This is a genomic window from Thiocapsa imhoffii, from assembly GCF_016583985.1.
Taxonomy (GTDB): domain Bacteria; phylum Pseudomonadota; class Gammaproteobacteria; order Chromatiales; family Chromatiaceae; genus Thiocapsa; species Thiocapsa imhoffii.
Window position 1 is genome coordinate 14,141 of the sequence record NZ_NRSD01000028.1, and the last position, 26,278, is coordinate 40,418.

Sequence of the window (26,278 nt, forward strand, 5' to 3'; positions counted from 1 at the left end):
CCCATGCAGACCGCCAAGCTCAAAACCTACGCCCCCAAGGCCCGGCGCGACTTCATCGCCGCCGTCACCCGCCGTGCCGCCAAGCTCGGGCTCACCGCCAAGGGGGTGTCGCCCATCCGCGATGAGGGGCAACTAGTCTTCATCGAGGGGCAGCCTTACCCCAAGTCGGTCGGCGGCCAGCGCGCGAAGCTCGCCAAGCGGATCGCCCAACAAGGCTTTGAGCCGGTGATGGAGGCTACCGCCTACACCTGGTTCAACCGCTTCGCGGCCATCCGCTACATGGAGTTGCACGGCTATCTGGACCACAGTTTCCGGGTGTTGAGCCACCCCGGCGGCAGCGCGCTCCCGGAGATTCTGGAGCACGCCCACCACCTCGATCTGCCCGGTCTGGACCGCGCTCGGGTCATGGACCTCAAGCTCGACGGCACCCGCGACGAGGAACTCTACCGTGATCTCCTGCTGGCTCAGTGTCGCGCCCTGCATCAGGCCATGCCCTTCCTGTTCGAGTCCCTCGACGACGCGACCGAGCTGCTGCTGCCGGAAAACCTGCTCCAGACCGACTCCCTGATCCGCGAGCTGGTCACCGCCATCCCCGAGGACAACTGGCAAGAAATCGAGATCATCGGTTGGCTCTACCAGTTCTACATCTCCGAGAAGAAGGACCAGGTCATCGGCAAGGTGGTGAAGAGCGAGGACATCCCCGCCGCCACCCAGCTCTTCACCCCCAACTGGATCGTGCAGTACCTGGTGCAAAACAGCGTGGGCCGCCTGTGGCTCATGGCCAACCCGGCCAGCACCTTGACCAGCCAGTGGCCGTACTACATCCAGCCCGCCGAGCAAACGCCCGAGGTGCAAGCGCAGCTCAATGCCCTCATCCAGACCCGCATGGATGAAGACGGTGGCAGCTTGAGTCCTGAGTCCATCACCGTGCTCGACCCGGCCTGCGGCAGCGGCCACATTCTGGTGGTGGCCTACGACGTGCTCAAGGCCATCTACCTGGAACGCGGCTATCAGGCCCGCGCCATCCCGCGCCTGATTCTGGAGGAGAACCTCTACGGCTTGGACATTGACGACCGCGCCGCGCAAATGGCCGGCTTTGCCCTGCTGATGAAAGCCCGCGCCGACGACCGCCGCTTACTCGATCAAGCGCCCAAGCTCAATGTGCTGAGCCTGCAAGAGAGCAAAGGGCTGGATGCCGACATGCTCGCCCAGGCCATCAATGCTGGAGGCGCGGAGCTGGTCGAAGTGGCCCAACTGCGCTGGCTGATAGACACCTTTGAACACGCCAAAACCTTTGGTTCATTGATACAAACTGGCCAAAAGCACACATCGAATCTGCCCAAGCTGCAATCAATTGTGCATCAATCCATGCAAATGGGTGACCTCTACGCCCAGGCCGCCGCGCAGGATGTGCTGCCTTTGGTGCAGCAGGCGATAGTGCTGGGGATGCAGTTTGATGCGGTGGTGGCGAATCCGCCATACATGGGTAGCGGAGGGATGAACGGTCTTCTTCGAGCATTTGCAACGAACTCTTTTTCCGACGCTAAGAGCGACATTTTCGCGTGCTTCATGGAGCGCGCTTATACGCTTACGAAATCTACCGGATACAGCGCCATGGTGACGATGCTGGGCTGGATGTTTCTTTCTTCCTTTCAAAATATGCGAGAGCGGCTACTGAGGGAAAAAAGCATAGTGACTATGGCCCAAATTGGGTACAACAGTTTCCCGTCAATGAACTCAAAGATTGCACAGGCGACCGCATTTTCAATATTTAATCGTCATGTCGAGGGTATGAGTGGGGTTTATATTGACCTCAATGGAGCCTCGCAGTCGGCGAATAAGGAAGAAGTATTTCTAACTCAACCTGCCGAGGATCGCTTCAAGGTAATCGGTGACGATTTCAGTAAATTCCCTAGCAGCACTATTGCCTTCTGGGTACCTCGTTTCGTGATGGATATTTTTGCATCATCGCCAGCATTGGGTGACATTTATTCTGCGAAATCCGGGGTAATGACTGGAGATGACGAGTTTTTCCTGAAATACTGGTATGAGCTTGACTTCAGTTCGATTGGTTTTAATTGCACAAGTGAAAAGGAGACTTTGGCTAGTCAGAAATTTTTCCCAATGAATAAGGAGGAAGGTTTTAGAAAATGGTCAGGCCGATATACAACCGTTCTTAGATATGTAAATCATGGTGCGGAACATGCTGCGAGAGATGACATTAATTACCGACTTAGAGAAAAGGGACTCTATTTCAAAGAAGGTATTTCATGGGGTGATGTGACCAGTGGTCCCATTTCCTTTCGTTACCAACGGTCGGGGCTTATTTTTGCAGCCAGGGCACCCACAATCTTTTCGAATGACAAAGTCCTCTTGGCGTTCTTGAACAGCAAAGTAGCAAATTATTTCTGCGGCTTGATCAACCCAACACTTAGTTTTAATCTTATTGACCTCTATCAGCTGCCATTCTTGAAGGCCGACTTTAACAGCTTTCATCCAGAGATTGAAAAATCTGTAGATGCGTTAGTTAAATTAAGTGAAGGGGATTGGGATGTTTACGAACGCTCGTGGGATTTTCAATCCTTCCCCTTTTTGGCTGTAGAAGCCGAGCCCGCGTCACTTCTAGAAGTCACTTACTCAGCCTGGTCGACAATGAATCGCGAAACCATCACCGAAATGCAACGGATCGAAGGAGAGAACAATCGCCTTTTTATCAACGCCTACGGCCTGCAAGACGAACTCACCCCCGACGTCCCCATCGAGCAGATCACACTGACGGTGAACCCCGCCTACCGCTACGGAAAGAAACTGGCGGATGACGACTGGTCCGTCGAGCACGGCTTCGGCGAGGAACTGGAGACCCGCTTCCGCGAAGACACCATGCAGGAACTGGTGTCCTACGCCATCGGTTGCATGATGGGCCGGTATCGGCTGGATCGGCCGGGGCTGGTTTATGCGCACTCGGGGAATGAGCGGTTTTGGGAAATCTATGAGGGAGGGATGAGGGATGAGGGGCGAGGGGTTAGTAAAGAGTTATCAGGATCTCATCGTCTGGCAGAAATCGATGGAGCTGGTCGAGCGAGTCTACCGGATGACCAAGACCTTTCCGGCGGAGGAACGCTACGGTCTGAGCAATCAAATTCGGCGAGCAGCAGTTTCGATACCATCGAACATCGCGGAGGGTCATGCACGCCAGATCAAGGCGGAGTATCGGAACTTCCTTTCGATCGCCCAGGGGTCGAGGGCCGAAGTGGAAACGCAGACGTTGATCGCCATCAGGCTGGGCTACGTTACGAATCCGCAAGTCGAAACGATTCTCTCGCTACTGACGGAGCTATCGAAGATGCTCAATGCGCTGCAAAGCAAACTCGCCCCTCATCCCTAACCCCTAACCCCTTCCCCCCAGACGAAGACGGCATCCTCCCCATCACCGACACCGATTGGTTTGATGACGATGCCGCCCACCGCTTGGTCGAGTTCATCGCGGTCGCATGGGGGGAAGTGGAGAGTGGTGAGTTGAGAGTGGAGAGTGAAGACGGGGAAAGGGATCGGCGAAAAATCGACGCATCCGAAAACACCCCACTCACCACTCACCACTCATCACTCACCACTCATTTAGAAGAGAACCTCAGCTTCCTAGCCAACAACCTCTCCCCCAAGAAGGGCGAATCCAGCCGCGACACCATCCGCCGCTATCTGAGCGACCGCTTCTTCAAGAACCATCTCCAAACCTACAAAAACCGCCCGATCTACTGGTGTTTCTCCAGCGGCAAGCAGAAGGCCTTCCAGTGCCTCGTCTACCTGCACCGCTACCACGAGGGTACCCTGGCCCGAATGCGCATGGAGTACGTGGTGCCGCTGCAGAGCAAGATGGCCGCCCGCATCGACAAGCTCAGTGACGACATCCAGTCCGCCAGCACGAGCGCTCAGGCCAAGCGCCTGCAAAAGGAGCGCGACAAGCTCGTCAAACAGCTCGACGAGCTGCGCCGCTTCGACGAGCAACTCCGCCACTACGCCGATCAGCGCATCGCCCTGGATCTCGACGACGGCGTCAAGGTCAACTATGGCAAGTTCGGCAACCTGCTGGCCGAGGTGAAGACGGTCACGGGGCAGAAAAGTGACTGATCACGTGCCCGAGTTTGAGCTGATCGGAGAAATCACCGATGTCGAATTGATCGCACGCAGCACCGGAATCCGTGATCTATCCCGACTGAACCGGCAGTACGGAAAAGGCAAATGGCGCAAGCTGAAGGGATATGCGCTGATTCGCTTGATCAATGGCCGCGAGCGCAGAGCAGAGCTTCATTGGTACGAGGCTCACGGTATTGGAAGGCGAGAAATCAAACGAAAACGGTACCTAGACTCATGATTAATCCTGATGATTTAATAAGGTATGTGGTCTGTATCGATAACTCCGGCTATCCCGCCTCTCTCGAACGCCACAAGATCTATCGCGTCCTCCCGGACGAAGAAGCGGCGTCGGACGGCGATATTCGCGTCATCGATGAAAGCGGCGAAGATTACCTCTACTCTGCGGATCGGTTTGTGCCGATCGAGCTTCCATCGGCAGTGGAAAAATCTTTTGAAATCGCGGCGTAAAGCGTGGCAGGACCGAAAAGCGAGTGATGCGAGCGCGGAGAGAGCAACCATGCCCGGAATCGGGCTTGCTCGTCAGTTCGGCCACTTCGGCGGGCAACGTGCGTAGTCAAGCGATCTTGGCCTGACATGATCAGGGCTGGAAGCCCTGACGACGCATGTCACGCGCGCCGCTGGTCGGGATAACGATCAAGGCATCCAGAGTCTGAAGCCGTATGCAAAGCTATACGAGCAGATTCACAGGAGACTCAAGTGAACAGCACACTGATTCAGTTTATGGCAGCCGAGCAGGTTGGTGATTCGTGTGCTCGTTCCCACGCTCCAGCGTGGGGATGCCGTCCGGCCGCTCCAGCGGCCCATGTGCCGACTCGACGCTGGAGCGTCGACACTTGCTCCCACGCTGGAGCGCGGGAGCCAGACTGCAAGACGGCCAACCCAATAATCACTCGCTCGTGACACCCGCTCTGCGGTGTCACGCATGCCCCTGGCGCTCTGCGCCACGTGCCACGATGGCCGGAGTTACGAGGAAGGCCGAGAGTTGCCGACAGGTCACAGGTGATCCGGGGAATCTATGAACGATCGAGACTGCATCAGCGCCAAATTCGGTAACCGTGAATGAATAGCGATCAGCCTGACCTTCCGGAGATGGAAACGGCCCCGGCTCCGCCCGACGCACCCTTTCGACTTCGGTTCGTCTATGTCGACAACTTTAAGTCTCTCGTCGAATTTCATCTGAATCTTGACGCCTTTACCTGCTTGATCGGTCTGAACGGGTCGGGTAAATCGACAGTCATTCAGGCGATTGATTTTATTGCACAGCTCTTCAAAGGCGATGTTTCCGGTTGGCTTGCGCAACGGCAGTGGAAGCCTGGTGATCTCAATTCTAAGCTCGTCGGAAAAAGCAACATTCATGTTGTATTGGAGGTTTCTCGGGGCACGACGAAGTTTATCTGGGTCGGAAGCTTCAACCGGACCTCGATGAAATGCACAGGAGAAACACTCGAAATCGGCAAAAAGGTGGCTCTGGCGGTTTCCAACGGGCACTGTTGGTTCGGTGACGCGAGTAAAGAGAGGAAGTTAGCGGAGCAAACCAAAATTCATTTCGAATACGAAGGCTCGATCCTGTCTCAACTCAAAGACGAGGTGCTTCCCGATCGATTGTTGTCATTGAAACATTTTCTTCAAGGCATCGCATCACTCGATCTTTTGGCGCCGCATCTCTTGCGGAAGAAGACAAGCCAAAGCCTGGGAGCACTCGGAATGGGCGGCGAGCGACTGTCGGCGTTCTTATACGAGCTTTCAACGGCGCAAAGACAGGCGTTGGGAAAACAGCTCAAAGAAGCCTATCCTCACGTGAGCGATCTCGTAACCCGTTCGTTGCGCGCCGGTTGGAAGGAGCTTGGCGTGAACGAGCATTTCGGTGGCAAGAAGGTCTATACCGAGGCGCGCCATATCAATGACGGCATGCTCCGACTGATGGCGATCCTGGCGGAAGTGTTGACGGATGCGCAATTTCTGCTCTTCGATGAGATCGAGAACGGGATCAACCCGGAGCTGGTCGAGTTTCTGATGGATACCCTGATCAACGCGAAACAGCAGATCCTGGTCACGACCCACAGTCCGATGATCCTGAATTATCTTGATGACGAAGTTGCCCGCAAGGGTGTGCAGTATCTCTATCGAACGCCGGAAGGCTTCACGCGTGCGGTGCCCTTTTTCGAAATTCCGTCGATGGCCGCGAAGCTGAAAGTGATGGGGCCTGGCGAAGCCTTCTTCGACACTCAGTTGGCACTTTTAGCCGACGAGATCGCGACCATGCCCAAACCCGACAAGGACGACGACCGTGCTGATCCTCGTTAGCGGCGAGGGACCGACCGATATGGGGCAGTGCAGCGGAGAGTCCTCGATCGGAGACGCGGCCTTCCAACCCGGCCCCATGGCTTGGTTGGTTGATCAGATCGCCGAGGCGTCGGAAGGTTATCCGTTCGTGGCCGCGGGGCTGATGGTTGTGTTTCGGAACAGACGCTCGATCGGAGATCCAAGTCGCTTAGGCCGCCGAGCTTGCCTGGACGCAGACGCGGCAAAGAAACCGCTTACTATTTTCGCAATGCACGGGCGCTCGCAGTCACGGCCGGTGAGCTTGCCGCGAGGTCGAGCCAGTCAGTCGTTGCGGTCCTGTTTCGTGACGCCGACGGCACCCAGTCGGCGGGTCGCGGAGACTGGCAAGCAAAGTGGGACTCGATGATCAAGGGTTTCGACTACGAGCGCTTTGCCACGGGCGTTCCGATGATCCCGAAACCAAAATCGGAGGCGTGGTTGCTCTGTGCACTCAAGACGACACAACCCTACCAGCATTGCGAGGCACTGGAGTTTGAGTCCGGAAACGACAACGCACCCCGTTCGCTCAAGGCGCAATTGGCGGATGCGCTTGGCGAAAGGCCGAACGCCGCGGGTCTGGCCGAGCTTGTTCGCTCGGGCCGGGTCGATGCCAGCCGAATCGATATGCCAAGCTTTTCAGCCTTCAAGGTTCGCCTTGAGGGATGCCTACAACGTCCTGGGCAGAGTGACGGCTCGGCGGTCAGAGGTTAGTGGATGGTCAAAAACAGCTATCCACTCTCCACTCTCCACTCTCCACTCATCGCAAAATGCATGGCCGACGCGAGGTGTGATCCATGACACAGCCTGCCGAACGACTCGCCCGCTACGAAGACCTGCTTGCCTTACCGGAGGGCTTGGTCGGGGAGATTCTATGCGGCACGCTCTACACCCATCCCCGTCCTGCGCCACGGCATGCTCATGCCTACTCGGCGCTCGGCTATCTGATCGGGGGGCCGTTTGGAGGCGGCATTGGGGGGCCGGGCGACTGGTGGATCATCGATGAGCCCGAGTTCCACCTCGGCGGGGACATCATGGTGCCGGATCTCGCCGGTTGGCGCCGCGAACGCATGACCAGGCTGCCGGAAGCGGCCGGGTTCGAGCTGTCGCCGGACTGGGTCTGCGAGATCCTTTCGCCGTCCACCGCGCGCACGGATCGGGCGATCAAGATGCCTGTCTATGCTCGGGAGGGGGTCGCACATCTGTGGCTGGTCGATCCAGATGCGCAAACCCTGGAGGTCTACGCGCTCCAGGAAGGCCGCCGGTGGCTCTTGCTCGATACACTGAAGGAGGGCGATCGCGTGTCCCAAGCGCCATTCGAGGCGGTCACCTTTGCGCTCGACGCCTTATGGGCCTGACGGGGGAGCGAATGGATGTTCGACGCATTCGCGACGCACTCGCGAGCCAATTCGATACAGAGAGTCGCCGCCTCGTCTTCTGGCACGACCCGGATCTTGAGTTCGAAGAGGTTTTGCCTTCGCTGGATCTTGAGGGTGTCACGCTGCTGCGCCTCGACGAGCATCCTACGCTTGCGGTCAAGGTCCGCTTGGAGCAGGAGGACCCGACCGGCCGCTACCTGCTCTACGCCCCCTTCGCTCCAGCTGCGCCGGAGCAGGACTGGCTGCTCGACATCCGCCTCTACAGCGCCAGCTTCAGCGCGGATCGGGCTTCAATGTTGCTCGCGGACCTTGGGCTCGCGCAGCAGTCGCTCCGGCAGCACCTCGCCGAACGGGCCAAGTTTTTCGCGAATCGGGAGCGGCTGGACCGCCTGAAGAAGCTTGTTGGCCCGAGCGACGACGCACTCGACATTGACCGCAAAATCATCGCCGTGTTGACTAAGGCAGACCAGCCGGAACTCTTCAACGTCCTGATCTCCCTGTTCGACGGCATCCCCAGCGGCAATCTCGATACGCCCCCGCCCGCCTGGGAGGACATGGAGAAATACGAGGTCCAGCCCGCGTTTTGGGTGCTGGCGGCGAGCCACTTCGGCTATCAGGAGCAGGCGCCGAGCCTCAAGAACCTGCTGATCCGACTCCTGGTTTCGGACTTTGCCCATGCCTGCCGTGCTCCGCTCCCTGACGGGCTCAAGCATCTGACGCTGTCTCGTCAGGGCACGGCCAATGCGGTGGTGTGCTTGGCGCAGTGGCGCGACAGCAGTACTCGCGGGTCGTCTTACGAGACCTTGTCCGCCGCGGTGGCGGAGGCGGTGAAGCTGGAGCACCACCTGGGATCCCTGGAGATCGAGGATCTGACGGAGGTCAAGACCTTTCTTTTGGTTGAGAAGACCATCGCTCGCCGGCTGCGCGATCGCGTGATGGAGACCTCGGATGCGATCAAACCGGAGGCCATCCGGGCCATCGCCTCACGCCGGCAGGACGGCTACTGGGCCGCCCCGGCGTTGCCCGACACGGGCTTCGCTCCGCGCCGGGCGCTGCATGCGGTCTATCAGGCGTTGCAAGCCGCAACCGACCTCCTCGCCTTGCGCAACCAGCACCTCGGCAGTTTGACCCAGCCAGACGCGACGGCGTTGTTCCGGGCCTACACCGGCGCACTGTTTCGCTTCGATCAGCTCTACCGCCACTTCTGCGAGGCCGCGGACTTTGCGGAGTCACGCGATTGGGACATCCTCAAATCCCTGCGCAAGAAGGTCGAGAAGGCTTACGGCAACGGATTCCTGACTGAGCTGGCACTGGAATGGAACACGCACCTGGAGGCCGGCCTACTCGGTCTGTGGCGGATCGAGGGGGTCCCGAACCAGCAGGCATTCTATGAGCGGGAAGTCGCGCCGGTGTTGGCGAAGGGAGCCGACCGCCGGGTTTTTGTCATCGTCAGCGACGCCTTCCGCTACGAGGCGGCGCAAGAACTCGCCGAGCAGCTCAACGGCAAGTACCGCTTCGATGCGGAGCTATCGGCACAGCTCGGGGTGCTGCCGTCCTATACGGGGCTCGGCATGGCGGCGCTGCTTCCGCACAACGGGCTCGACTACAGCGAGAGCGGCGTCATTCGGGTCGATGGCCTGCCCTGCGGCTCGCTGGAGCAGCGCGGGAAGGTGTTGGAGTCCGTGCAGGGTGTCGCGGTCAAGGCGGAGACCTTCATGGCGATGAAGAAAGATGAGGGTCGCGCCTTCATCAAGCCGCATCGAGTGGTGTATGTCTATCACAACCAGATCGACGCGGTCGGCGACAGCGCTTCCACCGAAGACGACACCTTCGCTGCCGTGCGCAAGGCGATTGATGAGCTGGCCGACTTGGTGAGCAAGATCATCAACAGTCTGAACGGCAATCATCTGCTCCTCACCGCCGATCACGGCTTTCTGTTCCGCGAGACCCCGCCGGGAGAGACCGACAAGAACAGCCTGAACGAGAAGCCGGCCGGTACCCTGAAGGCGAAGAAGCGTTATCTCTTGGGGCGGCACCTGCCTAATAGCGACAAGGCATATCGCGGCTCCACCGCCACGACGGCGGGCGCCGGCGGCGACATGGAGTTCTGGGTGCCGAAGGGAGCAAACCGCTTCCACTTCGTCGGCGGCTCGCGCTTCGTGCACGGAGGGGCCATGCTGCAGGAGATCGTGGTGCCGATCATCCGTGTTCAGCACGTCAAGGAAGTCGGCAAGGCGGCCAAGACCAAGACCCGCACGGTTGGCGTCAGCGTGCTCGGCAGCAACTTCAAGGTGACCACTAACCGCCATCGGTTTCAGTTGATCCAGACCGAGCCGGTGGGGGAGCGCGTCAAGCCGATCACCCTGAAGATCGGGATCTACGATGGCGACGATCCCGTCACCAACGTCGAGACACTCTCCTTCGACAGCACTTCGCCGGACATGAACCAGTGGAAGAAGACCGTCAGCCTCACGCTTGAAGGGCGACGCTTCGACAGCAAAAAGGTCTTCGTGCTGATCCTGCGCGACGCCGAGACCGGTGTCGAAGAGGCGCGCTTCGACGTCACCATCGACCTTGCCTTTATCAATGATTTTTGAGGAAGTGGCGAGTGGAGAGTGGAGAGTGGAGAGTGGAGAGTGGTGAGTCAGGAGTGTCATGATGCAGGTACAGAGCTATCGGGATCTGATCGTATGGCAGAAGTCCATGGATTTGGTGGAGCGGGTTTACCGAATGACCGGAGTATTTCCAAAGGAAGAGATGTATGGATTAAGCAGTCAAGTCCGGCGGGCGGCGGTGTCGATTCCATCGAACATCGCGGAGGGGCAGGCGCGCAAGTCCACCGCGGAGTTTCTGAACTTCCTGTCCATCGCCCAGGGTTCGAGGGCGGAGGTGGAAACCCAAACCCTGATTGCTCAAAGACTGGGCTACGTGACGCCGAGTCAGATCACGGAAATCATCTCACTCCTGGAGGAGATCTCAAAAATGATCAACACCCTCCGAGCCAAGCTGAAACCCTAACCACTCACCACTCACCACTCACCACTCACCACTAAAATGCTCGACGAGCTCCTCAACCGCCACTTCGCCGGCAAGGTTGTCCGCAAGGATCTGACCAAGCTGATCAAGGAAGGCGCCAACGTCCCCGTCTACGTGCTGGAGTATCTGCTCGGCATGTACTGCGCCTCCGACGACGAGGAGGTTATCCGCGACGGCATGGAAACCGTGAAGACGATCCTCGCCGAGAACTACGTGCGTCCGGACGAGGCGGAGAAGGTCAAATCCAAGATCAAGGAGCGCGGCAGCTACAAGGTCATCGACAAGGTCACGGTGCGGCTCAACGAGCGCCGGGACGTCTACGAGGCACTGCTCTCGAATCTCGGGGTCAAGGATGCGGAGATCTCGGGAAGCTACGTCAAGCAGTTCGAGAAGCTGCTGGTCGGCGGGATCTGGTGCATCGTCACCGTGCACTATTTCTTCGAGGAAGGGCAGAAGGGCTCTCCCTTCAGCATCGGTGATCTCAAGCCGATCCAGATGCCCAACATGGACCTGGAGGGGCTGTTCGAGGGCCGCAGGGCCTTCTCCGAGACGCAGTGGATCGACGTCCTGTGTCGGTCGACCGGAATGGAGCCATCGAACCTCGACGAACGGGTCAAGTGGCACCTGCTCGCTCGGATGGTCCCCTTCGTCGAAAACAACTACAACTGCTGCGAGTTGGGGCCGCGCGGGACCGGCAAAAGCCACATCTACAAGGAAATCAGCCCGAACAGCATCCTGATCTCCGGCGGCCAGACCACGGTGGCCAATCTCTTCTACAACATGGCGCGCCGCACCGTTGGCCTAGTGGGCCTATGGGATCTGGTGGCCTTTGACGAGGTGGCGGGTATCTCCTTCAAGGACAAGGACGGCGTGCAGATCATGAAGGACTTCATGGCCTCCGGGTCCTTCGCCCGCGGGCGCGACGCCGTCCAGGCGTCGGCGAGCATGGTCTTCGTGGGCAACATCAACCAGCCGGTGGATACTCTGGTGAAGACGAGCCACCTGTTGGCGCCGTTCCCCGAGGCGATGATCGACTCTGCGTTTTTTGATCGCTTCCATGCCTACATCCCTGGCTGGGAAGTGCCGAAGATGCGGCCCGAGTTTTTCACGAACCAGTACGGGCTCATCACCGATTACCTGGCCGAGTTCATGCGGGAGATGCGCAAGCGGAACTTCTCCGACGCCGTCGATCGCTACTTCAAGCTCGGCCGGGACCTCAACCAGCGTGACACCATCGCCGTGCGGCGCACGACCTCCGGCTTGCTCAAGCTGCTCTATCCGCATGGCGAGTTCGACAAGGACGCGGTGCGGCGCTGCCTGGAGTACGCGCTTGAGGCACGGCGGCGGGTGAAAGAGCAGCTGAAGAAGATCGGCGGCATGGAGTTCTTCGATGTCCACTTCTCCTATCTCGACCAGGAGACGCGCGAGGAGACGTTCATCAGCGTCCCCGAGCAGGGCGGAGACAAACTCATCTCGGACGGTCCGCTGAACCCCGGCGTACTGCACACGGTCGCCACCGGCGGCAGCGGGCATCTGGGGCTCTATCGCTTGGAGACCCAGACGACGGCCGGCAACGGTAAGCTCAACGTCTCGGGGCTGGGATCCAGCAGCGCGGCCAAGGAGTCGGTGAAAGTCGCCTTCGACTACTTCAAGGCCAACATCAGCCGGGTCAGCGGCTCCGCCAAGGCCGGCGATCACGACTACCACCTACACACCGTCGAGCTGCACAACACGGGCGCGACCAAGGCGATGACCCTACCCGGCTTCGTCGCCTTGTGCTCCGGGATCCTGCAGAAGCCCATCCAGGCGCAGATGGTCGTCCTCGGCGATATGAGCCTGGGCGGGAGCGTGATCCCGGTGGAGAATTTGGCGGAGTGCCTCCAGGTCGCTTTCGATTCCGGTGCAAAGCGCATCCTGCTGCCGATGGCCAGCGTTGGGGACATTCCCAGCATCCCCGGGGAGCTGTTCGCCAAGTTCCAAACGTCCTTCTACGCGGATCCAGTCGATGCGGTGTTCAAGGCGCTGGGAGTCGAGTAGGCCGATTTCCCGTTCTCCATTTGCGTGTTCGGGTCAGCCCATTCAGCCGGCTTGCATCCAGTTTCACCGATCCACATGCACCCCGGCGAGCGTCGCGTCACGGTCATTCAGCATGACTCGAATCTGCGCGACGCGACGGGAAATGAACGGGGCCCTGTCGGCCGCTTCAGGCCGATTCCTCTTCGATTCCCCTTTTGTTCTGCGACTCGAACAGAGTTTTGGTAGCGATACCGAACAGCGTCTCGACCCATCCGGCAGCCTTCAGGATCGCGTTCAGGTCCGCCGACTATGGTGTTCTTGTCCCCGTAGTCGGCGAGGTCGCTCTCGGACTTCGCCGTGACCCTGTCGCGCTTGCAGACCAGATAGGCGAGCGACTCCACTTCAAGCTTCGCCTGCGCCCGCGCCAGCGAGGGACGCTCGGCGATCTTGAGGGACTCGCCCGTTCGAGCTTGATCTCGTTCGCTCGGGGTTCTAAGGTAATTTCCGTGAACTTTCATACCGAGACTGCCGGTTGGATCAGGATGTCCCATTTCGGGAGTTCCGGGTTTCGCTGCAAGCGCGCCTCGATGTCCTTTATGGCCGCCTTGGACAGTGAGATCCCTTTTTCATAGACCTGACGACTGACCTCCACGACCGGATTCAGTCCCTTCCAAGTCATGCTCTTGGCCCACTCGAGCATGGCCCGGGCGTCCACCAGGAGCGTCCCGTTCCAATGCTGTTCCAGGATCCCCCAGCAGCGTTCCACCGGATTGTATTTGCTGTGATCGGGCGGGTCGTACAACAGCTGAATGGGTTTGCCGATCTGATCGGCGAACGCGACCATGCGGTTGAGAAATTGGGTGCGCCGCCCGTTGCTTTCCGGGCCGTTGTCGGCCTTGATCTGGACCAGGGTGATGCGCTCGCGCTGCTCGGGAGCTTGCTGCTCCCACCAGGCATGCAGGCAGTCGACGATGAAGTCGCTGGTTTTGGCGGAGCTTCCGAAGGTCAGGTGCAGCGCGCCGGTGTCCTCGTTGACCAGACCGAACGGGGTGTCTTTCTCATGACAGCCCATGTCGTGGTCGGCGGCCTTGACCTCGCCACGGCTACAGCCGCCGCGCGAGTACTCGCCGATCATCACCGTGGCCTTGCAGTCGACGCTCAGTCGCGCGACCTGTCCATGTCCACCCTCGCCGCGCTGGTCTTTGGCCCGGATAGTGTCGAAGATGGCATCGGTTAGCGGGACTTTTTTTGGGGTTTGGCCTTGAGCACCGGCCGCAGCCGGTAACCGTTGCGGTTCAAGATCTCGGCCATCCTCGGACGATTCTCCCGGCCGAGCTGCTCCGGCCCGATACGACCCGTTACGATGAGGTGCCGACCAGCGAGCTGTCCCTGTGGCGCCATTCGCCGACCCGTCACATCTATCACGGCTTGAAGCTCTTACAGGCGGGCGCCGAAGTGGACCGCGCGGCCAAACATCTGGCGGATTGCACCGATTTCCAAAACCTGCGCGGCAACCGGCTCGCCGCGATCCTGTCCTATCTTCAGGAGATCACGGCGACCAATCTGCATTGGGACGCCTATCGGAACGCCTTGGAGCAACTGGCCATCGGTGTCGAACACTATCGCGGATGATGCGGAGCTTGACGATGACACAACTGACCCTGGACATGCCGAAGGAGATCTTTGCGACTCTGCACAAAGACCCCGAGGAGTTTACGCGCGAGCTGCGGATTGCTGCCGCGGTCAAGTGGTATGAGCTGGAGCTGGTCTCGCAAGGCCGCGCGGTGGAAATTGCAGGGGTAACACGGGCCGAGTTCATCACGGCACTCGGTCAATACAAGGTCAGCCCATTCCAGTACACCGCGGATGAGGTTTTGGCGGAGCTGCGCGATGCCGATTGATCGGGTCGTGATCAATGCATCGACCTTGATCACCCTGTTTCGCGCGGGACTCCACCCGCTGCTGCCGCACCTGTTTTCGGAGTTGCTGGTACCCGAGGCAGTCTGGAACGAGGTGGTCAGCCGAACCTACGACGATCCGGCGACGCGTGATCTACCGCAGTCTGCCTGGGCACGGAAGACAGCGAACACTGTAGACCCGGCCGTTGCCGTCTGGAACCTGGGTGCAGGTGAAACCGCCGTGCTCTCGTTGTCCTTGCACAGTCCGGGTTACACGGCCATCGTCGACGACCGCGCGGCAAGGCGCTGCGCGCGTGTACTGGACGTGAGAACAATCGATACGGCGGGCGTTATCGTGCTGGCCAGGCGTAAGGGTTTGTTCGAGAAATCGAACCATCGGCCGCCGTGGCTGCATCGACCCTCGATCCAGTACAGACAGCCGTCGCACGTCGGCTCGGCCATGATCGCGCACCTTCACGCGCGGGGCCTTCAAGTGGGTGCCGGTTCAGGGCGGTGAAGGGGCCGCCCGTTCGGGAGCTAACCTAGACCCGGCCGCAACAGGATAACCGGGCTCAAGTCAGGAACGGACCTTTCGGCGCCTGACGGAACGTGCGTCAGTGCTCACGGTAGACCTCGCGCCGGTGCCCGACCTTGACGACCAGGATCAGCAGGCGCTCGTCTTGACTTCCCACGGGATCGTGTCTTCTTCGCCGCGCTCGATCCGGCCTAGTGCCTCGCGCGCTTCTTCCAGGTCTTCCAGATCTTCGAGGCGCTCGATCAGCGCTTCGTATTCGGCGATGGGCAGCAGAACCGACAGGGGCTTGCCGTCCTGGTCGGTCAGGAATTGCGGGTGTAGCTCGGGCATGGAGGAAACCTCTCTTACGTTTCAGGCGGTGCGCTTGGTCTTGATCTCGCTCACGTCAAATGCCACGACTTCGGCCCTTTCGGTAGCCTGATTCGTTGCCGGTGTGCTGGAAACTGTGCGGACGGGCTTCAATCCGGTCTCAATCTGAGAGGCCTGTTTCGAAAGATGCTCCGCCGCCAGGCGCTAAGCTCGGGATATGCAGGATCGTCTTTTCGGTCGGACTGAGCACCTTCAGGAGACCGGGGAATGTCTTCACCGATTTGACCTTGCCGCCGTCCTCCCCCGGTGCGTTGCAGAGGTTCCACTTCGGCGGCACCCGCCAGTCGGTGAAGAAGCCGAATCGGGACAGTGGCTCATCATTATTCGTCATCGGCTCAAACCCAATTGGTCTCTGGGTGTTGACGTGAGAATCATGGTGCCTGAATCACATCCTCGTAGATCACATCGAGCGATAACTCCACGTCGAGGCAATCGACGCTGACACAGCCGCTGGTGATCGGCTCCATGCGCCACTCGTGACTGCGCCGAAAGATCTCCAAGCGTCGTTCCTGCTGAGCAACCAGCCAATAGGCTTGCAGGCTCGGCAGCGTCTGGTAGGACAGAAATTGTTCTCTGCGGTCGATACGCTCGGTCGAATCGGAGAGGACCTCGATCAGCAGGCAGGGGGCGGTGCAATAATAGGTTTCGCGATCGCTCGGATCACAGGTCAGGAGTAGATCGGGATAATAGAAGATGTCTTCCTTCATCCGCGTCGCCTAGTTCCGGGGCTCGATCTGTCCGCCTGCCCTGACGCGCTGCCGTTCCGTGTCTCGTACGGTCTTAGCCGAGGTCATCTTGGTATACATCTCGTTAGTTGACCAGTACAAGGACTCTCCTTACCTTGCGAGGCAATCGTCATTGAGCTGTCCACGAGGTGTCGGGATGCTGACTCACTCCACGTTTCTCACTCCTCACTGGATGATCTTGAACCAACTGATCCGCACCTTCGAACTCCCCACTCCCCCATGCGCCTGACCACCGACCAAATTCGATCCATCCGCCGCATCGTAGCCGACACCGCCGGCCCGGCGGCTCAGGTGCGCGTTTTCGGCTCGCGCCTACGCGACGATGCCACCGGAGGTGACCTGGACCTGTTGGTCGAGATGCCCTCCGCGGTTGAGCATCCAGCGGCGCTCTCTGCACGACTCGCCGCGCGCATCTCTCGCACCATGCATGGCCGGCGCGTTGATGTGGTTGTCTTGGCTCCAAACCTGCTCCGATTGCCGATCCACGACATCGCTTTACGCGAAGGACAGTCGCTATGACCCTAGCCCCAGACACCGCTGAACGCTTGCGGTTTCTTGTACGCGTCGCCGATAAGGAGGCGCGCCATCTGGCCCTGACCACCGAGCGACTTTTCGCCACAGCGTTCACGCCGGCGCGGGTCGCGGAGCTGGAACAGGCGCCCGATCTGGCGGAGCGGGTCGATGCCTTCGTGAGCCGCTTCGGTCGCCTGCAGGATACCCTCGGGGATAAGCTGCTGCCTGCCTTACCTCGCCTTCTGCGCGGAACGTGGTGAGCAGCCCGACCGCACCTTCAAAGGCAGGATACCGCTCCGGCTAACGCCCGAGGTCCATCGTCGCGCCGCCGCGCGAGCTGAAGCAGAAGGGTTGAGCCTGAATCAGTGGATCGCCAAGCGCATCGAGGCCGCGGTCTCAAGGCCCTGATGATTCGGGCCTTCTCGTGGGGGTCTGTGTCCGGGGCCTCATCGGGCGCTTGGCTCAAGCGCTTCGCTGGGCCCGCGTCAACCGACCGAGGCGCGCCCTGGTTTCATCCTCATTCTGCTGCCTGGAGAACTCAGGATGCGGGGCGCGGCAGCGAACCGCACCGTCGCCTACCTGGTTGAAACGTGCGCCATGTCAACAAGCCGCAGCTGCAGAACGTACACTCAATGGCGAAAATCCCAACCGACCACCTGAGACAAACTCGAGACCTGTCGCAAGCGCACGGGTGTCCCGTGTCAGTCGAGGCCGGACGTAGCCCATGCCAACCTAGAACGCGTTGAATTCACGAAATAGACAGGCGAATCAATGCCCCAGACAATTCGTGATCTTGGCGGCCCTCCGGCATGCAGGCTTTGAAGAGATCCCGGGCGCAGGAAAAGGCTCCCACCGAAAACGTGTCCATCCAAAGTATGCCGGTGCGGTAACCGTAAGCGGCAAGACCGGTGACGACGCAAAACGCTACCAAGAAAGGCAGGTTGCGCAGGCAATCAAAATGGTGAGCAAATGAAAGATTTCGACAAATACCACAAATGGGTGGAGTGGAGTGATGAGGATCAAGTGTACATTGGAAAGTGCCCTGACCTGATTACCGGTATACATGGTGACGATCCCATCGCTCTCTATGGGGAGCTTTGCGACGTCGTACAGGATGTCGTAGAACATTTCAAAGCGGAGGGTCGGGCGCTCCCGCCGCCACGGGTTCGCCCCATGAGTGAGGTTGCTTAAATCGCTAAAAAAAGCGGTCATAGCAGCCTGGCAAGTCCGCGTGTTCTAGCGGGTGGAACTCCCGCCTATGTGATACTGCATCAGTTGGGCCGGTGGCGCGACGAAATGCAGAGAGATCGGGCTTGGCACGTGGCGGTGCTTCGCATGCTTGGTCAAACCAATGAGCTTGCTCGACGTGCCCAGTCCGACCTTCGACATGGGCCCGCTCATTCCTTCAGCTCTGCAGCCTGGGCGACCAGGTCGACGACTTTCCACCCTTGATCCACGGCGGGGCCCATCAGAACCGTTGCTTCGGATTTGCGCAGCGCGAGGCCTAGCAACTCGCGCGGCCTGGTTACGCCTACGAAGACGTTTGTCGCGGCGGTGAGCCTTACCCCCGTAAAGAGCTCGTCGGTCACGCCGAACGCGTGTGGAAGCACCGCGGTCAGGTCGATGCATTGCTTGTCTGCGCTGCTGCCTTTCCATACCTCGCTCTCGACAACGAGAATTCCGTCTACGCTCTTGCCCTTGACCGAGTGGATCGACCCCAGCCGCAATGTGAGATCATCGAATTGAACCTGTTTCGTGGAGCGGCGCTCGGGGTCGGCAAGATCGGCCTTCTGCTCATCGACAAAGATGCAAAAATCCGCGATGTCGCCCTCGGCGCCCTGAGGAGCCGGACTGAAGAGCGGAAGCAATGCTTCCCCGAACGCCCGCCATGCCGACTCTTGCCACACCGTATCGCCGACAAGCACATGGTCCCGCAGCAGTCGTCGTATGGTGCGTGGCAACGCGAGGTCGCGATGCGCTAGTGCCGCCCAGACGTTTTGCGCGGTGATCGGACGATCATTCGCTGTTTTCCAACCATGAGCCCGCGCCAGTCCAGACACGCCCGCGGCGAGCATCTCACTGACCTCTGCGGGCGGTCGCGCCGAGGCGTGGTGGACCGCAGCCTTCTGAAGCTGCCGGCAAAGGAGGTTCGCTTTCGATCGAGATCCGCCTTCGCTGCGATACGCGGGATGGTAGTCGACGAGACTCTTCGGCCGCCACGCCCCTTTTTTGCTGGCCGGATTGTGACGCGACGCGACCGCCCAGACGTCGCGCGTGCTGCAATCACTGCCCCACAGCGCTCGTGCCTCTTCAGCGAAGGCTCCGAAAACCCGTCCGATCGTAGCTTCATCGAAAAGGAACATCACCCGCGACGCCGGCCGAGCGCCCAGTCCTACGATTGTCTGAGCCTGTCGCGCGGTCAGCCGGCTTGCAAAACCGGCGATCTCCCCACCGAACCTGCGACTCGTATCAAGAGGGATACAACCGGGACCCGGCGCCCAATAGGCCGGCGCTGCTCCATCGTCCTCATAGAGCGTTTGATTGCTGTCCCCGAGGCGTTGGAACGCCGCCCCGTCCTGCTTGAAGACGTGCTCCAGTAGCCGGAGCTGGTCGCCATAGGTGTCCTGCGCCTCATCAAGAATGACGAGCGGGAAGCGATCGCGAAGCCGCTTGGCCAGAGCCGGGTTTTCTCGGAGCGCACGCCATGCAAGCGCGGTCATGTCGGCGTAGCGATAGAGCCCGCTCTTGACCATCGAAGCCTTGAGCTTTGCTAATGCCTTGCCGCAATTTGTATCAGCACCGTGCTGGCTCTTTTGCCGCTGCACTGTCAGGCTTTCGGGTTCATCCCTTACGTCATCAAAGGCTGGGTCGAGTGTGAGATTGCCAACCCATTTGACTACAGTTGCGCTAGCCCTCTCTGCTTGCTTCTTCAATGCCCAGAACGACGGATAGCGCCGCAACGCCTCGGCCGCGAAGGCATCGTCGTCAATCTGGCGCACGTGCCAGCCCATGCCTCGAAGATAGGGCAAGGCGAGATACTGGTTGATGAAAGCCGTGACCGTGCCGGTGAAATGAGGATAGGCCATCAGCCGCGCCGCGGTCGGATGACGCGCGATCAAGTCTTCGACCTCCGTTCGCGCGGCATTGGTGTGCGAGATGACGCAGACGCCCCGCCTGCGGGTCGTCCAGTTGCGCGAAAGTAGCGCGAGCTTCGCCGCCAGCAGTGTCGTCTTGCCATTGCCGGGCGCCGCCTGTACGTCACATGGAGTAGCCTTCGCAAGGAAGTCGATCTGGCTCGGATCGGTGAAATCGCAGCCGCCCAGCTCGTCGCCAAGTTCGGCGAGCAGTTCAGGTGTGAGCGGCAGGATTTCGAACATGGCGCTACACCTCCGCCGCGGCCGCGTCTTCCATCCCGGCGACCCCGATCTCTTCGACTTCCGCCTCCGGCTCGGGAGCGAGCGCCGGCGCACCGGGGATATAGCCACCCGTCACGTAGTCGATCGCTCGCACCAGATAGGGCGGGAGCCGATCGCGCATCTGCTCCGGCGTATCTGAGCGTTTACGAAGTATCGCGGCAAGTTGCTCAGCGACCGCGGCCTTAGAAGCCTCTTTGTCATGGACAGGTTTGTAGATCTTGACGGCGATCTCGGTCGCAGAGAGCCCAGCCTCTTTCCAGCCTGCGTAGGTCGCGCTGGCCGTCTCCAAGATCTTCGCAAGTCGCTCGGGCTTGCGACTGCTTGTCTTTGCGAGCTGAACCGCCTGGTGAACGCTCTCGGCAAGCTCGGGCCGGAGCGCGAGATCGAACTCGAGCGTCCAGCAATCGGCGATGAAAGCGTCGACGGGGTCCCCGACGTCGCGCCGCAGGGTCTTCAGTCGTGCTGCGATCTCATCTGGGGTCAGCTCGTTCTCCGTCTTGCGGTCGCCGACGAGGTCTTTCGCCTCGGGCGGCGGGATGTCCCTATCGGGGATCAGTGCCACGGGCACCGCGATCGCGTTCCCAGCTTTACGCTGCAGAATCCGGCTGTATCGGAACAGACCGCGGTGGCCAACATTGACGATCGACACGCCGTGGCCGCTGAGTGGGAGTCCAAGCTTCTCGGCGATCGCGGGCAGCAACAAGTGCTCCCCGTCGCCCTCGACCACAATCAGCGCGCGGGCGAAGAACAGGTTGGCTTTGGTTGCGTCGAGGAACCGACGAAGGAACTCATAGTCGTCCGCTTCGAGCCGGGTATGGGCCATGCCCAGCGGAAAGGCGCGGTGACCGACGATCAGCGTCATGGTCTCAAGCTCGGCACCGGCCGCGAGCTGCGGACTATGAGTCGTGAGCAGGACCTGCACCTGCTGATGGGTCTCTCCTTTTTCGGGATCTGGTTTGGCAGCGCGGGCTGCGAGCACCTCCATGAACAGCGTCTGGTGCTGAGGATGTAGATGCGCTTCCGGCTCCTCAATCAGCAGGAACGGGATCTGATCGGGATGCGACTGAAGCAACAGCAGCTCAGCCGCCATGAATAGCAGGTTGTTGTAGCCCAACCCGCGCTGTACGCGCTCGGTACCTGCCCTGGCGTTGAGGTAGAGCTCAAACCGTTCGAGGATCTGATCGAATGACCCGCCCGCGCCTAGGTCCAGTGTCGCCACGAGGCGATCATCCATGAACGACAGTTTGTCGAGAAAATCGGTGTTCACGCTGCTGGCGACGCCTCCTACGACGGTGTTCGAGCGGACCGCCGTGTCCGCGGCAGCCAGCGTGTCGTGGAGTGTCGCGTTGGCGCCCGGGGCCGCCGGCTTGCTCTGGGATCCCATCGTGGGCATGGCGCCGAGAATGCGCGACAGGCGCGATCGGCGGCCCGCGCGCATCTCGCGCTCGGCGTCCCGCAGAGGCTTGAGATAGGTGGCCTTCAAATACTCGCGCAGCTCGCCGTCGAGCGGCAGGCCTTCGCCCTCGGCACCAGCGCGGTGCTGGCTGGAGATGACGTTGCCGCCGCCTGGTGAGACACGCCGGGCGCCGCGCATGCAAACGTGCAGGCGAAGGTTTCCCTTTTCGTTGGTGCACCATTCGAGAAAGCGGGCTTCTTCGTCCGGGCTGAGGTTGTCGAAGGTGCAGCGAACGAGGAAGTCGCATCCACGGATGCCGTCCCCGCCGACATGGAAGTCGTGTTCGTCGGGGCGGATGTAATCGTCGCCGCGTGTCCATAGGACATAGCGGGCAGCATCGATGATCGCGCTCTTGCCGGCGTCGTTTGGCCCCACGAGGATATTGAGACCAGGCGAGAGCTTCAACTGCAACGGGGCAGTCGGATCGAAACACCGGAAGCCGCTCGCGTAGATTTCTGAAATGTACACTGCCGCCTCCCAGCCCGAGGTTCTTCTTATTCTGCCGCGCTGTTCGCTCGCGTGGCTATGTCTGCCAGATCCGGGGACAGTTTACTTAATTCCCGAGTTCGCCCGAGAGGAAGAAGAGAAGAAGGGGATCTATTAACTCAGCACGCGAGCCTCAAGTGTTGGCGCGGAATGTTTCCTTGCTCCCCGGCCGCATGCCGAGACCGAGAAGGGAATTCGGTCAACCGTCCCGGTACCTGGCGCGGATGGCGGAGGAGATGGGCGACCCCGACACACGTCCGCGTCCATCTCGCGTGCGAACCAAAGCGCCCGAGATATGCGGGGATTCGCAAGCCCTCCGGGTCATCAAAGCGTTTCTCATTCTTGACAGTAGGGCATCTTTGCCTAGAATGGGAAACATTATGCCCGCTCGACCTCCCGTAACCAGCGCTGCTGCGACCGCTAATCTCAAGGTGCTTGGCGAGCAGATTCGTGTGCGCCGCAAAGCGCTCGGCGTGAGTGCCACGGTAGCGGCCGAGGCTGCCGGGATGTCGCGGGTCACGCTGCATCGAATCGAAAAAGGCGAGCCTGCGGTTACGATCGGTGCCTATCTGAACGCCATCGTGACGTTGGGTCTGGATTTCGGCATCCTCGCGCCGGATCAACCGGCCGCCGCCGTCGGTGACCACGCGAAACCAGGCTGGATTCCGGTTCGCATTCGGCTCCATGACTATCCGCAACTCAAGCGCCTGGCTTGGCAAATTCATGGAACGGACGCTTTGACGCCCGTCGAGGCACTGGGGATCTACGAGCGAAACCGGCGCCATCTGGACCTCGACGCCTTGGAGCCACGCGAGCGGGAACTGATCGATGCGCTATGCCGTGCGCTTGGGGAGCCGCACAGCCTTGTTTGAGCGGCCCCATCACCAAAGCGTCGCATAGGTATTGTCCGCGCTCGACGGACCTCTGTTGAGAGAGAACAAGTGCCTGTTCGGGGGAGGCACCCTGATCGCGCTGCGTCACGGAGAGTATCGCGAGTCGGTCGCCATCCATTTCACGGTTTCGGATCTCGCCGGCTATCGCACCTTGCGCCAATTGCTCACCGGACCTCGCGGCATCGCGGCGATTGGTCGTCGAGACGCGATACCTTTGAAGGAAGCGCGAGCGTTGCGGGCCGATCAGTACGGCATCAGGACAGCGCTGCTGGTCGGGGAGGCGCCGATCAAATTCGAGATCGTCTTGGAAGGGCGCATGGAGTTGGCCGCGCCGACCCCGAGCGACGAGGTCTGCGGCATTGCGACCTTGACTCCGCTAGACATGGTCACCGGCAAGCTTCTGGCCAACTCCGATCGCTGGGCCGACGATGCCGCCTTCGGCCGCGATCTGATCGATTTGGCAATGATGAGCCCACACCTGGGCCTACTGCGAGAAGCGCTCGCGAAGGCGGAGCACGCCTACGGGGGGTCCATCCTGCAGGATCTCGAAAAGGCGAAAAAGGGTCGGAGCCCTTTGCCGATATGATCAGAGTCCTTGAAGCTGCTCTGCTGGCCGTTTGCGTCAGGCGTTTCCTGCGGTGTGTGGACCGGTTTTTTGGCCGTCCCCGCAGCGTCCTCCCGAAGCATTTTTCCAGCGCCGCCTCGATGTGCTCTCGAAACCGGTCGCTTTTCCCCGACCCTTTTTTCTCACTCGTGCTTCGCGTTGCGTTGGGACAACCAGATCATGAACCTCGGCCGACCGGCCCATCTAGGCGACCTGGTCCAAAGGTTGCGGTCGAGCACGCTTGCTCACGGACAGGATTTCGATCCCAACTAAGTGCCCGTCGGCGTCATAGTCAGCGATGATCCCTGGCTCGATTGCTTTGGTCGTTGCGACTTCCGCCGGGGAGATCTCGAAATAGGCGGCATCCGCCGCGGGATCGAATTCGAGCTTCATAGATCGGTCACCTCGTCGTCAAAGTATGCCGTCACGATGGACACTGGATCGACGGTCTCGTTATAAATCACGCGTAAAATCCGAAAGACCCGCTCGGGAACGGGATAAAGGACATGCACCAAACTGTCGTCTTCCGCGTCGCTCTCAATGCGCGCAGGGTGTTGCAATGCCTGTCGAATCCAGTCGACCTGAATCCGGCGCTTGAGGCAACGCTTGTTCGCATGGTCGGTGAGGATGAAATCCATTGCCAGTCCTGATCCTGACGCTTCTGATGCGCGGCTGAGAGAATCTGCTCCGCGCCGACATGATAACGAAAATGGGGGTCGAATCTTGCAGTCACGCATCGGCCTAATGAATCAGTTTAGATCGTTCGACCGCAGCGTGCTCGGTAGAGATGAGTACGCAAGTTTTGATCCAACGACGTTGGACTCAGGTTGCTCCATGGCTCAGGGTCGCAATGGCCGTTGGGTATCCGACGTCGGTCGGCTGCGTCGACGGAATTGTCGCGCCGTCGAGGCCTCATTCACTCACCGGCAGCCTGACCTTCGCACGCAACCCGCCGAGCGCGGACGAGCGTCCGAAGGCGATGCGCCCCCGATAGCTCTCGACGATCTCCTTGGCGATCACCAGGCCGAGTCCGTGGCCGCTGACCTCCTCGTCGAGTCGGACCCCTCGACCGGTGATGTCGGCGATCTCGGTGTCGGAGCAGCCGGGCCCGTCGTCTTCGACCTTGAAGACCAGGGTCTTGCCCTCCGTCAGTAGGCTGCACCGCACCTGGGTGTTGGCCCATTTGCAGGCATTGTCGAGCAGGTTTCCGAACAGCTTCGGGGCATGAATGCGGCCGAGGAGTCGAGCGAGGGTCGGCAGCTCTTCGTCCGGGTCGAAGCGCAGTCCGGCCCCGCCGGCACCGGCGATGGCACCGCCCGTGACAGACAGGAGTCCAATCGCGACGGTGATTGCCGTCAGCCGTGGTCTCTGCATGAGTCTGGTCCCCTTGGGTTGGATGAGTGGTCTTTGCGGCTCGTCTTCCCATTGAGGCGGAGCGAGCCGACTCGGTCGAAGGCGATCCAGGTGTCGTCTTCGACCCGGATGCAGTCTCGTTCCCGAAACTGAATTGGCGCTGAACTGGAGTTCAAATCGAGCGAGGAGGTGAACGCGGGTGGGTTGTATGCCGCGAGCCGCGGCGTTCCAAGGTTAACCTTCGGTCATCCGTTCTGCCGCTGCGTACAGGATCACCTGGTCACCGTCTCCGCGATCAGCACCTCGGCGGGAATGCCGAGGTGCCGGTGCAGCCTGCGAATCATGGGCAGCGTCAACGGCCGTTTGCGATTGAGGATTTCGTAGACCCGGTTGCTCTTGCCGATGAGGGGTTCCAGGATCAGAATGGCGAGAATCGGTTTCATGTCGCGCTTCATTGAATGTCCTTCCGCTTCAATCCGGTGATCATGCCGCCGATCAGGTTTTCCCGATGCGACAGGCTGGAGAAGATGACACCGGCGACATGGGCAACGATGAGTCCGAGCGTAAGATAGGCCATGAGCTCGTGAACCTCCTCGAAAAAATGGCCCCAGGAGCCGGGCAGGGCGCTCATCAGCGGTGCCAGCGGACCGGAGAGCTCTTCCGTGCCGTAGACCGCCAGCCCGCTCAGTCCAGTCAGCACGACCGTGATCATCAGGGCGATGACCATGGCGCCCCCGGCCGGGTTGTGGCCAAGATAGCGTGGGGCGCGCAGCCGCAGGGCGTCCCGGATATAGGCCAGGACGTCGCTCGGCTTGCGCACGAAATCGCTGAAACGGGCATGTCGGGTGCCGATCAGGCCCCAGACTAGGCGTATGGCGATCAGGGCCAAGACCAAGTAGCCGGCCCAGACATGCACGCCGAGGAGGTCGTCCTCGACGATAAAGGCGGTGGCGAATCCGCCGACCAGCGCCCAGTGGAAGATTCGGACGAGAGGATCCCAGACGCGGATGCGTTCCGGGCGATCCGCCTGGGTGATCGCCGGTGCGACCATGGTTTCGGTGCTCATCTGATGCTCTCCTGATCTCTGCGTTGAGGATGGCTCGGCCG

29 protein-coding genes and 1 pseudogene are annotated in these 26,278 nt (G+C 60.2%); 18 read left to right on the forward strand and 12 right to left on the reverse strand.

What is annotated here, in order from left to right; all coding sequences use genetic code 11:
• The first annotated feature begins 3 nt into the window (after nucleotides 1-3).
• The 9 genes from pglX to brxL all read left to right on the forward strand — a co-directional run bounded on the left by pglX (nucleotide 4) and on the right by brxL (nucleotide 12,923).
• Nucleotides 4-4,125, forward strand: a complete 4,122-nt coding sequence (gene pglX / locus CKO25_RS21345; protein WP_443080764.1) for a BREX-1 system adenine-specific DNA-methyltransferase PglX — start codon at nucleotides 4-6, stop codon at nucleotides 4,123-4,125.
• Between the two features lie 4 nt (nucleotides 4,126-4,129).
• Nucleotides 4,130-4,369 (forward strand): hypothetical protein, encoded by a 240-nt coding sequence (locus CKO25_RS18295; protein ID WP_200389398.1) that lies wholly within the window; start codon nucleotides 4,130-4,132, stop codon nucleotides 4,367-4,369.
• Nucleotides 4,366-4,599, forward strand: a complete 234-nt coding sequence (locus CKO25_RS18300) for a hypothetical protein (RefSeq protein ID WP_200389399.1) — start codon at nucleotides 4,366-4,368, stop codon at nucleotides 4,597-4,599. The genes CKO25_RS18295 and CKO25_RS18300 overlap by 4 nt, the downstream gene beginning before the upstream one ends.
• A gap of 612 nt (nucleotides 4,600-5,211) precedes the next feature.
• Nucleotides 5,212-6,456: an AAA family ATPase gene (locus tag CKO25_RS18305; RefSeq protein WP_242467724.1), complete on the forward strand. Its 1,245-nt coding sequence runs from the start codon at nucleotides 5,212-5,214 to the stop codon at nucleotides 6,454-6,456.
• A 201-nt stretch (nucleotides 6,457-6,657) separates the two neighbouring features.
• Nucleotides 6,658-7,185, forward strand: a complete 528-nt coding sequence (locus CKO25_RS18310) for a hypothetical protein (protein ID WP_200389400.1) — start codon at nucleotides 6,658-6,660, stop codon at nucleotides 7,183-7,185.
• Between the two features lie 83 nt (nucleotides 7,186-7,268).
• A complete protein-coding gene (locus tag CKO25_RS18315; RefSeq protein WP_200389401.1) occupies nucleotides 7,269-7,829 on the forward strand; it encodes a Uma2 family endonuclease in 561 nt (186 codons plus the stop codon).
• 11 nt (nucleotides 7,830-7,840) lie between these two features.
• On the forward strand, nucleotides 7,841-10,447 hold the full coding sequence (pglZ, locus tag CKO25_RS18320; RefSeq protein WP_200389402.1) for a BREX-1 system phosphatase PglZ type A: 2,607 nt from the start codon (nucleotides 7,841-7,843) through the stop codon (nucleotides 10,445-10,447).
• A 58-nt stretch (nucleotides 10,448-10,505) separates the two neighbouring features.
• Nucleotides 10,506-10,868 (forward strand): four helix bundle protein, encoded by a 363-nt coding sequence (locus tag CKO25_RS18325; protein WP_242467725.1) that lies wholly within the window; start codon nucleotides 10,506-10,508, stop codon nucleotides 10,866-10,868.
• A gap of 36 nt (nucleotides 10,869-10,904) precedes the next feature.
• A complete protein-coding gene (gene brxL, locus CKO25_RS18330; RefSeq protein ID WP_200389403.1) occupies nucleotides 10,905-12,923 on the forward strand; it encodes a protease Lon-related BREX system protein BrxL in 2,019 nt (672 codons plus the stop codon).
• A 493-nt stretch (nucleotides 12,924-13,416) separates the two neighbouring features.
• Here brxL and CKO25_RS18335 read toward each other — a convergent pair.
• Nucleotides 13,417-14,148 (reverse strand): annotated as a pseudogene (locus CKO25_RS18335) (ISAzo13-like element transposase-related protein); the annotation flags it as partial.
• A gap of 122 nt (nucleotides 14,149-14,270) precedes the next feature.
• Here CKO25_RS18335 and CKO25_RS18340 point away from each other — a divergent pair.
• From CKO25_RS18340 to CKO25_RS18350, 3 genes are read left to right on the forward strand one after another with little or no spacing between them, the layout of a single operon-like run.
• Nucleotides 14,271-14,534: a hypothetical protein gene (locus CKO25_RS18340; protein ID WP_200389404.1), complete on the forward strand. Its 264-nt coding sequence runs from the start codon at nucleotides 14,271-14,273 to the stop codon at nucleotides 14,532-14,534.
• 14 nt (nucleotides 14,535-14,548) lie between these two features.
• Nucleotides 14,549-14,803 carry a UPF0175 family protein gene (locus CKO25_RS18345; RefSeq protein WP_200389405.1) on the forward strand — a complete coding sequence of 85 codons (255 nt, stop codon included), beginning with the start codon at nucleotides 14,549-14,551 and terminating at the stop codon, nucleotides 14,801-14,803.
• 7 nt (nucleotides 14,804-14,810) lie between these two features.
• Nucleotides 14,811-15,317 (forward strand): PIN domain-containing protein, encoded by a 507-nt coding sequence (locus CKO25_RS18350; protein WP_200389406.1) that lies wholly within the window; start codon nucleotides 14,811-14,813, stop codon nucleotides 15,315-15,317.
• 147 nt (nucleotides 15,318-15,464) lie between these two features.
• On the opposite strand, the gene CKO25_RS18355 is transcribed toward CKO25_RS18350, so the two are convergent.
• From CKO25_RS18355 to CKO25_RS18365, 3 genes are all read right to left on the reverse strand, one after another.
• Nucleotides 15,465-15,665: a RelB antitoxin-like protein gene (locus CKO25_RS18355; protein WP_200389407.1), complete on the reverse strand. Its 201-nt coding sequence runs from the start codon at nucleotides 15,663-15,665 to the stop codon at nucleotides 15,465-15,467.
• Nucleotides 15,666-15,804: 139 nt separating this feature from the next.
• Nucleotides 15,805-16,035 carry a hypothetical protein gene (locus tag CKO25_RS18360; protein ID WP_200389435.1) on the reverse strand — a complete coding sequence of 77 codons (231 nt, stop codon included), beginning with the start codon at nucleotides 16,033-16,035 and terminating at the stop codon, nucleotides 15,805-15,807.
• 40 nt (nucleotides 16,036-16,075) lie between these two features.
• A complete protein-coding gene (locus tag CKO25_RS18365) occupies nucleotides 16,076-16,411 on the reverse strand; it encodes a Uma2 family endonuclease (RefSeq protein ID WP_200389408.1) in 336 nt (111 codons plus the stop codon).
• Nucleotides 16,412-16,669: 258 nt separating this feature from the next.
• Between CKO25_RS18365 and CKO25_RS18370 the strand changes: the two genes are divergently transcribed.
• From CKO25_RS18370 to CKO25_RS18385, 4 genes are all read left to right on the forward strand, one after another.
• A complete protein-coding gene (locus CKO25_RS18370; protein WP_200389409.1) occupies nucleotides 16,670-16,969 on the forward strand; it encodes a nucleotidyltransferase domain-containing protein in 300 nt (99 codons plus the stop codon).
• Complete coding sequence (locus CKO25_RS18375) at nucleotides 16,966-17,223, forward strand: hypothetical protein (protein ID WP_200389410.1); 258 nt, start codon at nucleotides 16,966-16,968, stop codon at nucleotides 17,221-17,223. The genes CKO25_RS18370 and CKO25_RS18375 overlap by 4 nt, the downstream gene beginning before the upstream one ends.
• A gap of 28 nt (nucleotides 17,224-17,251) precedes the next feature.
• Complete coding sequence (locus CKO25_RS18380) at nucleotides 17,252-17,371, forward strand: toxin-antitoxin system HicB family antitoxin (RefSeq protein ID WP_338115174.1); 120 nt, start codon at nucleotides 17,252-17,254, stop codon at nucleotides 17,369-17,371.
• Nucleotides 17,372-17,750: 379 nt separating this feature from the next.
• Nucleotides 17,751-17,936: a type II toxin-antitoxin system HicA family toxin gene (locus CKO25_RS18385; RefSeq protein ID WP_200389411.1), complete on the forward strand. Its 186-nt coding sequence runs from the start codon at nucleotides 17,751-17,753 to the stop codon at nucleotides 17,934-17,936.
• Here the strand turns inward: CKO25_RS18385 and CKO25_RS18390 are convergent.
• From CKO25_RS18390 to CKO25_RS21855, 3 genes are all read right to left on the reverse strand, one after another.
• Nucleotides 17,888-18,175 (reverse strand): hypothetical protein, encoded by a 288-nt coding sequence (locus CKO25_RS18390; RefSeq protein WP_200389436.1) that lies wholly within the window; start codon nucleotides 18,173-18,175, stop codon nucleotides 17,888-17,890. The genes CKO25_RS18385 and CKO25_RS18390 overlap by 49 nt on opposite strands.
• A gap of 185 nt (nucleotides 18,176-18,360) precedes the next feature.
• Nucleotides 18,361-20,340: a UvrD-helicase domain-containing protein gene (locus CKO25_RS18395; protein ID WP_200389412.1), complete on the reverse strand. Its 1,980-nt coding sequence runs from the start codon at nucleotides 20,338-20,340 to the stop codon at nucleotides 18,361-18,363.
• Nucleotides 20,341-20,344: 4 nt separating this feature from the next.
• A complete protein-coding gene (locus CKO25_RS21855; protein ID WP_338115169.1) occupies nucleotides 20,345-22,303 on the reverse strand; it encodes an ATP-dependent nuclease in 1,959 nt (652 codons plus the stop codon).
• Nucleotides 22,304-22,701: 398 nt separating this feature from the next.
• On the opposite strand from CKO25_RS21855, the gene CKO25_RS18405 reads away from it, so the two are divergent.
• Entirely contained in the window at nucleotides 22,702-23,193 is a 492-nt protein-coding gene (locus tag CKO25_RS18405; protein ID WP_200389414.1) for a helix-turn-helix domain-containing protein, read from the forward strand.
• Between the two features lie 55 nt (nucleotides 23,194-23,248).
• The gene (locus CKO25_RS18410; RefSeq protein WP_200389415.1) at nucleotides 23,249-23,800 is read left to right on the forward strand and encodes a nucleotidyl transferase AbiEii/AbiGii toxin family protein; all 552 of its coding nucleotides are present in this window, start codon (nucleotides 23,249-23,251) and stop codon (nucleotides 23,798-23,800) included.
• Nucleotides 23,801-24,022: 222 nt separating this feature from the next.
• On the opposite strand, the gene CKO25_RS18415 is transcribed toward CKO25_RS18410, so the two are convergent.
• The 5 genes from CKO25_RS18415 to CKO25_RS18435 all read right to left on the reverse strand — a co-directional run bounded on the left by CKO25_RS18415 (nucleotide 24,023) and on the right by CKO25_RS18435 (nucleotide 26,237).
• Entirely contained in the window at nucleotides 24,023-24,211 is a 189-nt protein-coding gene (locus CKO25_RS18415) for a DUF2283 domain-containing protein (protein ID WP_120796530.1), read from the reverse strand.
• On the reverse strand, nucleotides 24,208-24,456 hold the full coding sequence (locus CKO25_RS18420; RefSeq protein WP_200389416.1) for a DUF4258 domain-containing protein: 249 nt from the start codon (nucleotides 24,454-24,456) through the stop codon (nucleotides 24,208-24,210). The genes CKO25_RS18415 and CKO25_RS18420 overlap by 4 nt, the downstream gene beginning before the upstream one ends.
• A 274-nt stretch (nucleotides 24,457-24,730) precedes the next feature.
• Entirely contained in the window at nucleotides 24,731-25,192 is a 462-nt protein-coding gene (locus CKO25_RS18425) for an ATP-binding protein (RefSeq protein WP_242467726.1), read from the reverse strand.
• Between the two features lie 251 nt (nucleotides 25,193-25,443).
• Nucleotides 25,444-25,614 (reverse strand): DNA-binding protein, encoded by a 171-nt coding sequence (locus CKO25_RS18430; protein ID WP_200389417.1) that lies wholly within the window; start codon nucleotides 25,612-25,614, stop codon nucleotides 25,444-25,446.
• An 8-nt stretch (nucleotides 25,615-25,622) separates the two neighbouring features.
• Nucleotides 25,623-26,237: a cytochrome b/b6 domain-containing protein gene (locus CKO25_RS18435; protein WP_200389418.1), complete on the reverse strand. Its 615-nt coding sequence runs from the start codon at nucleotides 26,235-26,237 to the stop codon at nucleotides 25,623-25,625.
• Nucleotides 26,238-26,278: the final 41 nt, after the last annotated feature.

Coding starts and splice junctions, on each gene's coding strand:
- CKO25_RS18325 (WP_242467725.1), top strand. CDS start 10,506: ATGATGCAGGTACAGAGCTATCGGGATCTGATCGTATGGCAGAAGTCC.
- pglZ (WP_200389402.1), top strand. CDS start 7,841: ATGGATGTTCGACGCATTCGCGACGCACTCGCGAGCCAATTCGATACA.
- CKO25_RS18375 (WP_200389410.1), top strand. CDS start 16,966: ATGACCCTAGCCCCAGACACCGCTGAACGCTTGCGGTTTCTTGTACGC.
- CKO25_RS18420 (WP_200389416.1), bottom strand. CDS start 24,456: ATGGATTTCATCCTCACCGACCATGCGAACAAGCGTTGCCTCAAGCGC.
- CKO25_RS18395 (WP_200389412.1), bottom strand. CDS start 20,340: ATGTTCGAAATCCTGCCGCTCACACCTGAACTGCTCGCCGAACTTGGC.
- CKO25_RS18435 (WP_200389418.1), bottom strand. CDS start 26,237: ATGAGCACCGAAACCATGGTCGCACCGGCGATCACCCAGGCGGATCGC.
- CKO25_RS18315 (WP_200389401.1), top strand. CDS start 7,269: ATGACACAGCCTGCCGAACGACTCGCCCGCTACGAAGACCTGCTTGCC.
- CKO25_RS18405 (WP_200389414.1), top strand. CDS start 22,702: ATGCCCGCTCGACCTCCCGTAACCAGCGCTGCTGCGACCGCTAATCTC.
- CKO25_RS18365 (WP_200389408.1), bottom strand. CDS start 16,411: ATGAAGGAAGACATCTTCTATTATCCCGATCTACTCCTGACCTGTGAT.
- CKO25_RS18415 (WP_120796530.1), bottom strand. CDS start 24,211: ATGAAGCTCGAATTCGATCCCGCGGCGGATGCCGCCTATTTCGAGATC.
- pglX (WP_443080764.1), top strand. CDS start 4: ATGCAGACCGCCAAGCTCAAAACCTACGCCCCCAAGGCCCGGCGCGAC.
- CKO25_RS18355 (WP_200389407.1), bottom strand. CDS start 15,665: ATGCCCGAGCTACACCCGCAATTCCTGACCGACCAGGACGGCAAGCCC.
- CKO25_RS18390 (WP_200389436.1), bottom strand. CDS start 18,175: ATGACCGCTTTTTTTAGCGATTTAAGCAACCTCACTCATGGGGCGAAC.
- CKO25_RS18430 (WP_200389417.1), bottom strand. CDS start 25,614: ATGAAACCGATTCTCGCCATTCTGATCCTGGAACCCCTCATCGGCAAG.
- CKO25_RS18370 (WP_200389409.1), top strand. CDS start 16,670: ATGCGCCTGACCACCGACCAAATTCGATCCATCCGCCGCATCGTAGCC.
- CKO25_RS18360 (WP_200389435.1), bottom strand. CDS start 16,035: ATGACGAATAATGATGAGCCACTGTCCCGATTCGGCTTCTTCACCGAC.
- CKO25_RS18300 (WP_200389399.1), top strand. CDS start 4,366: ATGATTAATCCTGATGATTTAATAAGGTATGTGGTCTGTATCGATAAC.
- CKO25_RS18425 (WP_242467726.1), bottom strand. CDS start 25,192: ATGCAGAGACCACGGCTGACGGCAATCACCGTCGCGATTGGACTCCTG.
- CKO25_RS18305 (WP_242467724.1), top strand. CDS start 5,212: ATGAATAGCGATCAGCCTGACCTTCCGGAGATGGAAACGGCCCCGGCT.
- brxL (WP_200389403.1), top strand. CDS start 10,905: ATGCTCGACGAGCTCCTCAACCGCCACTTCGCCGGCAAGGTTGTCCGC.
- CKO25_RS18345 (WP_200389405.1), top strand. CDS start 14,549: ATGACACAACTGACCCTGGACATGCCGAAGGAGATCTTTGCGACTCTG.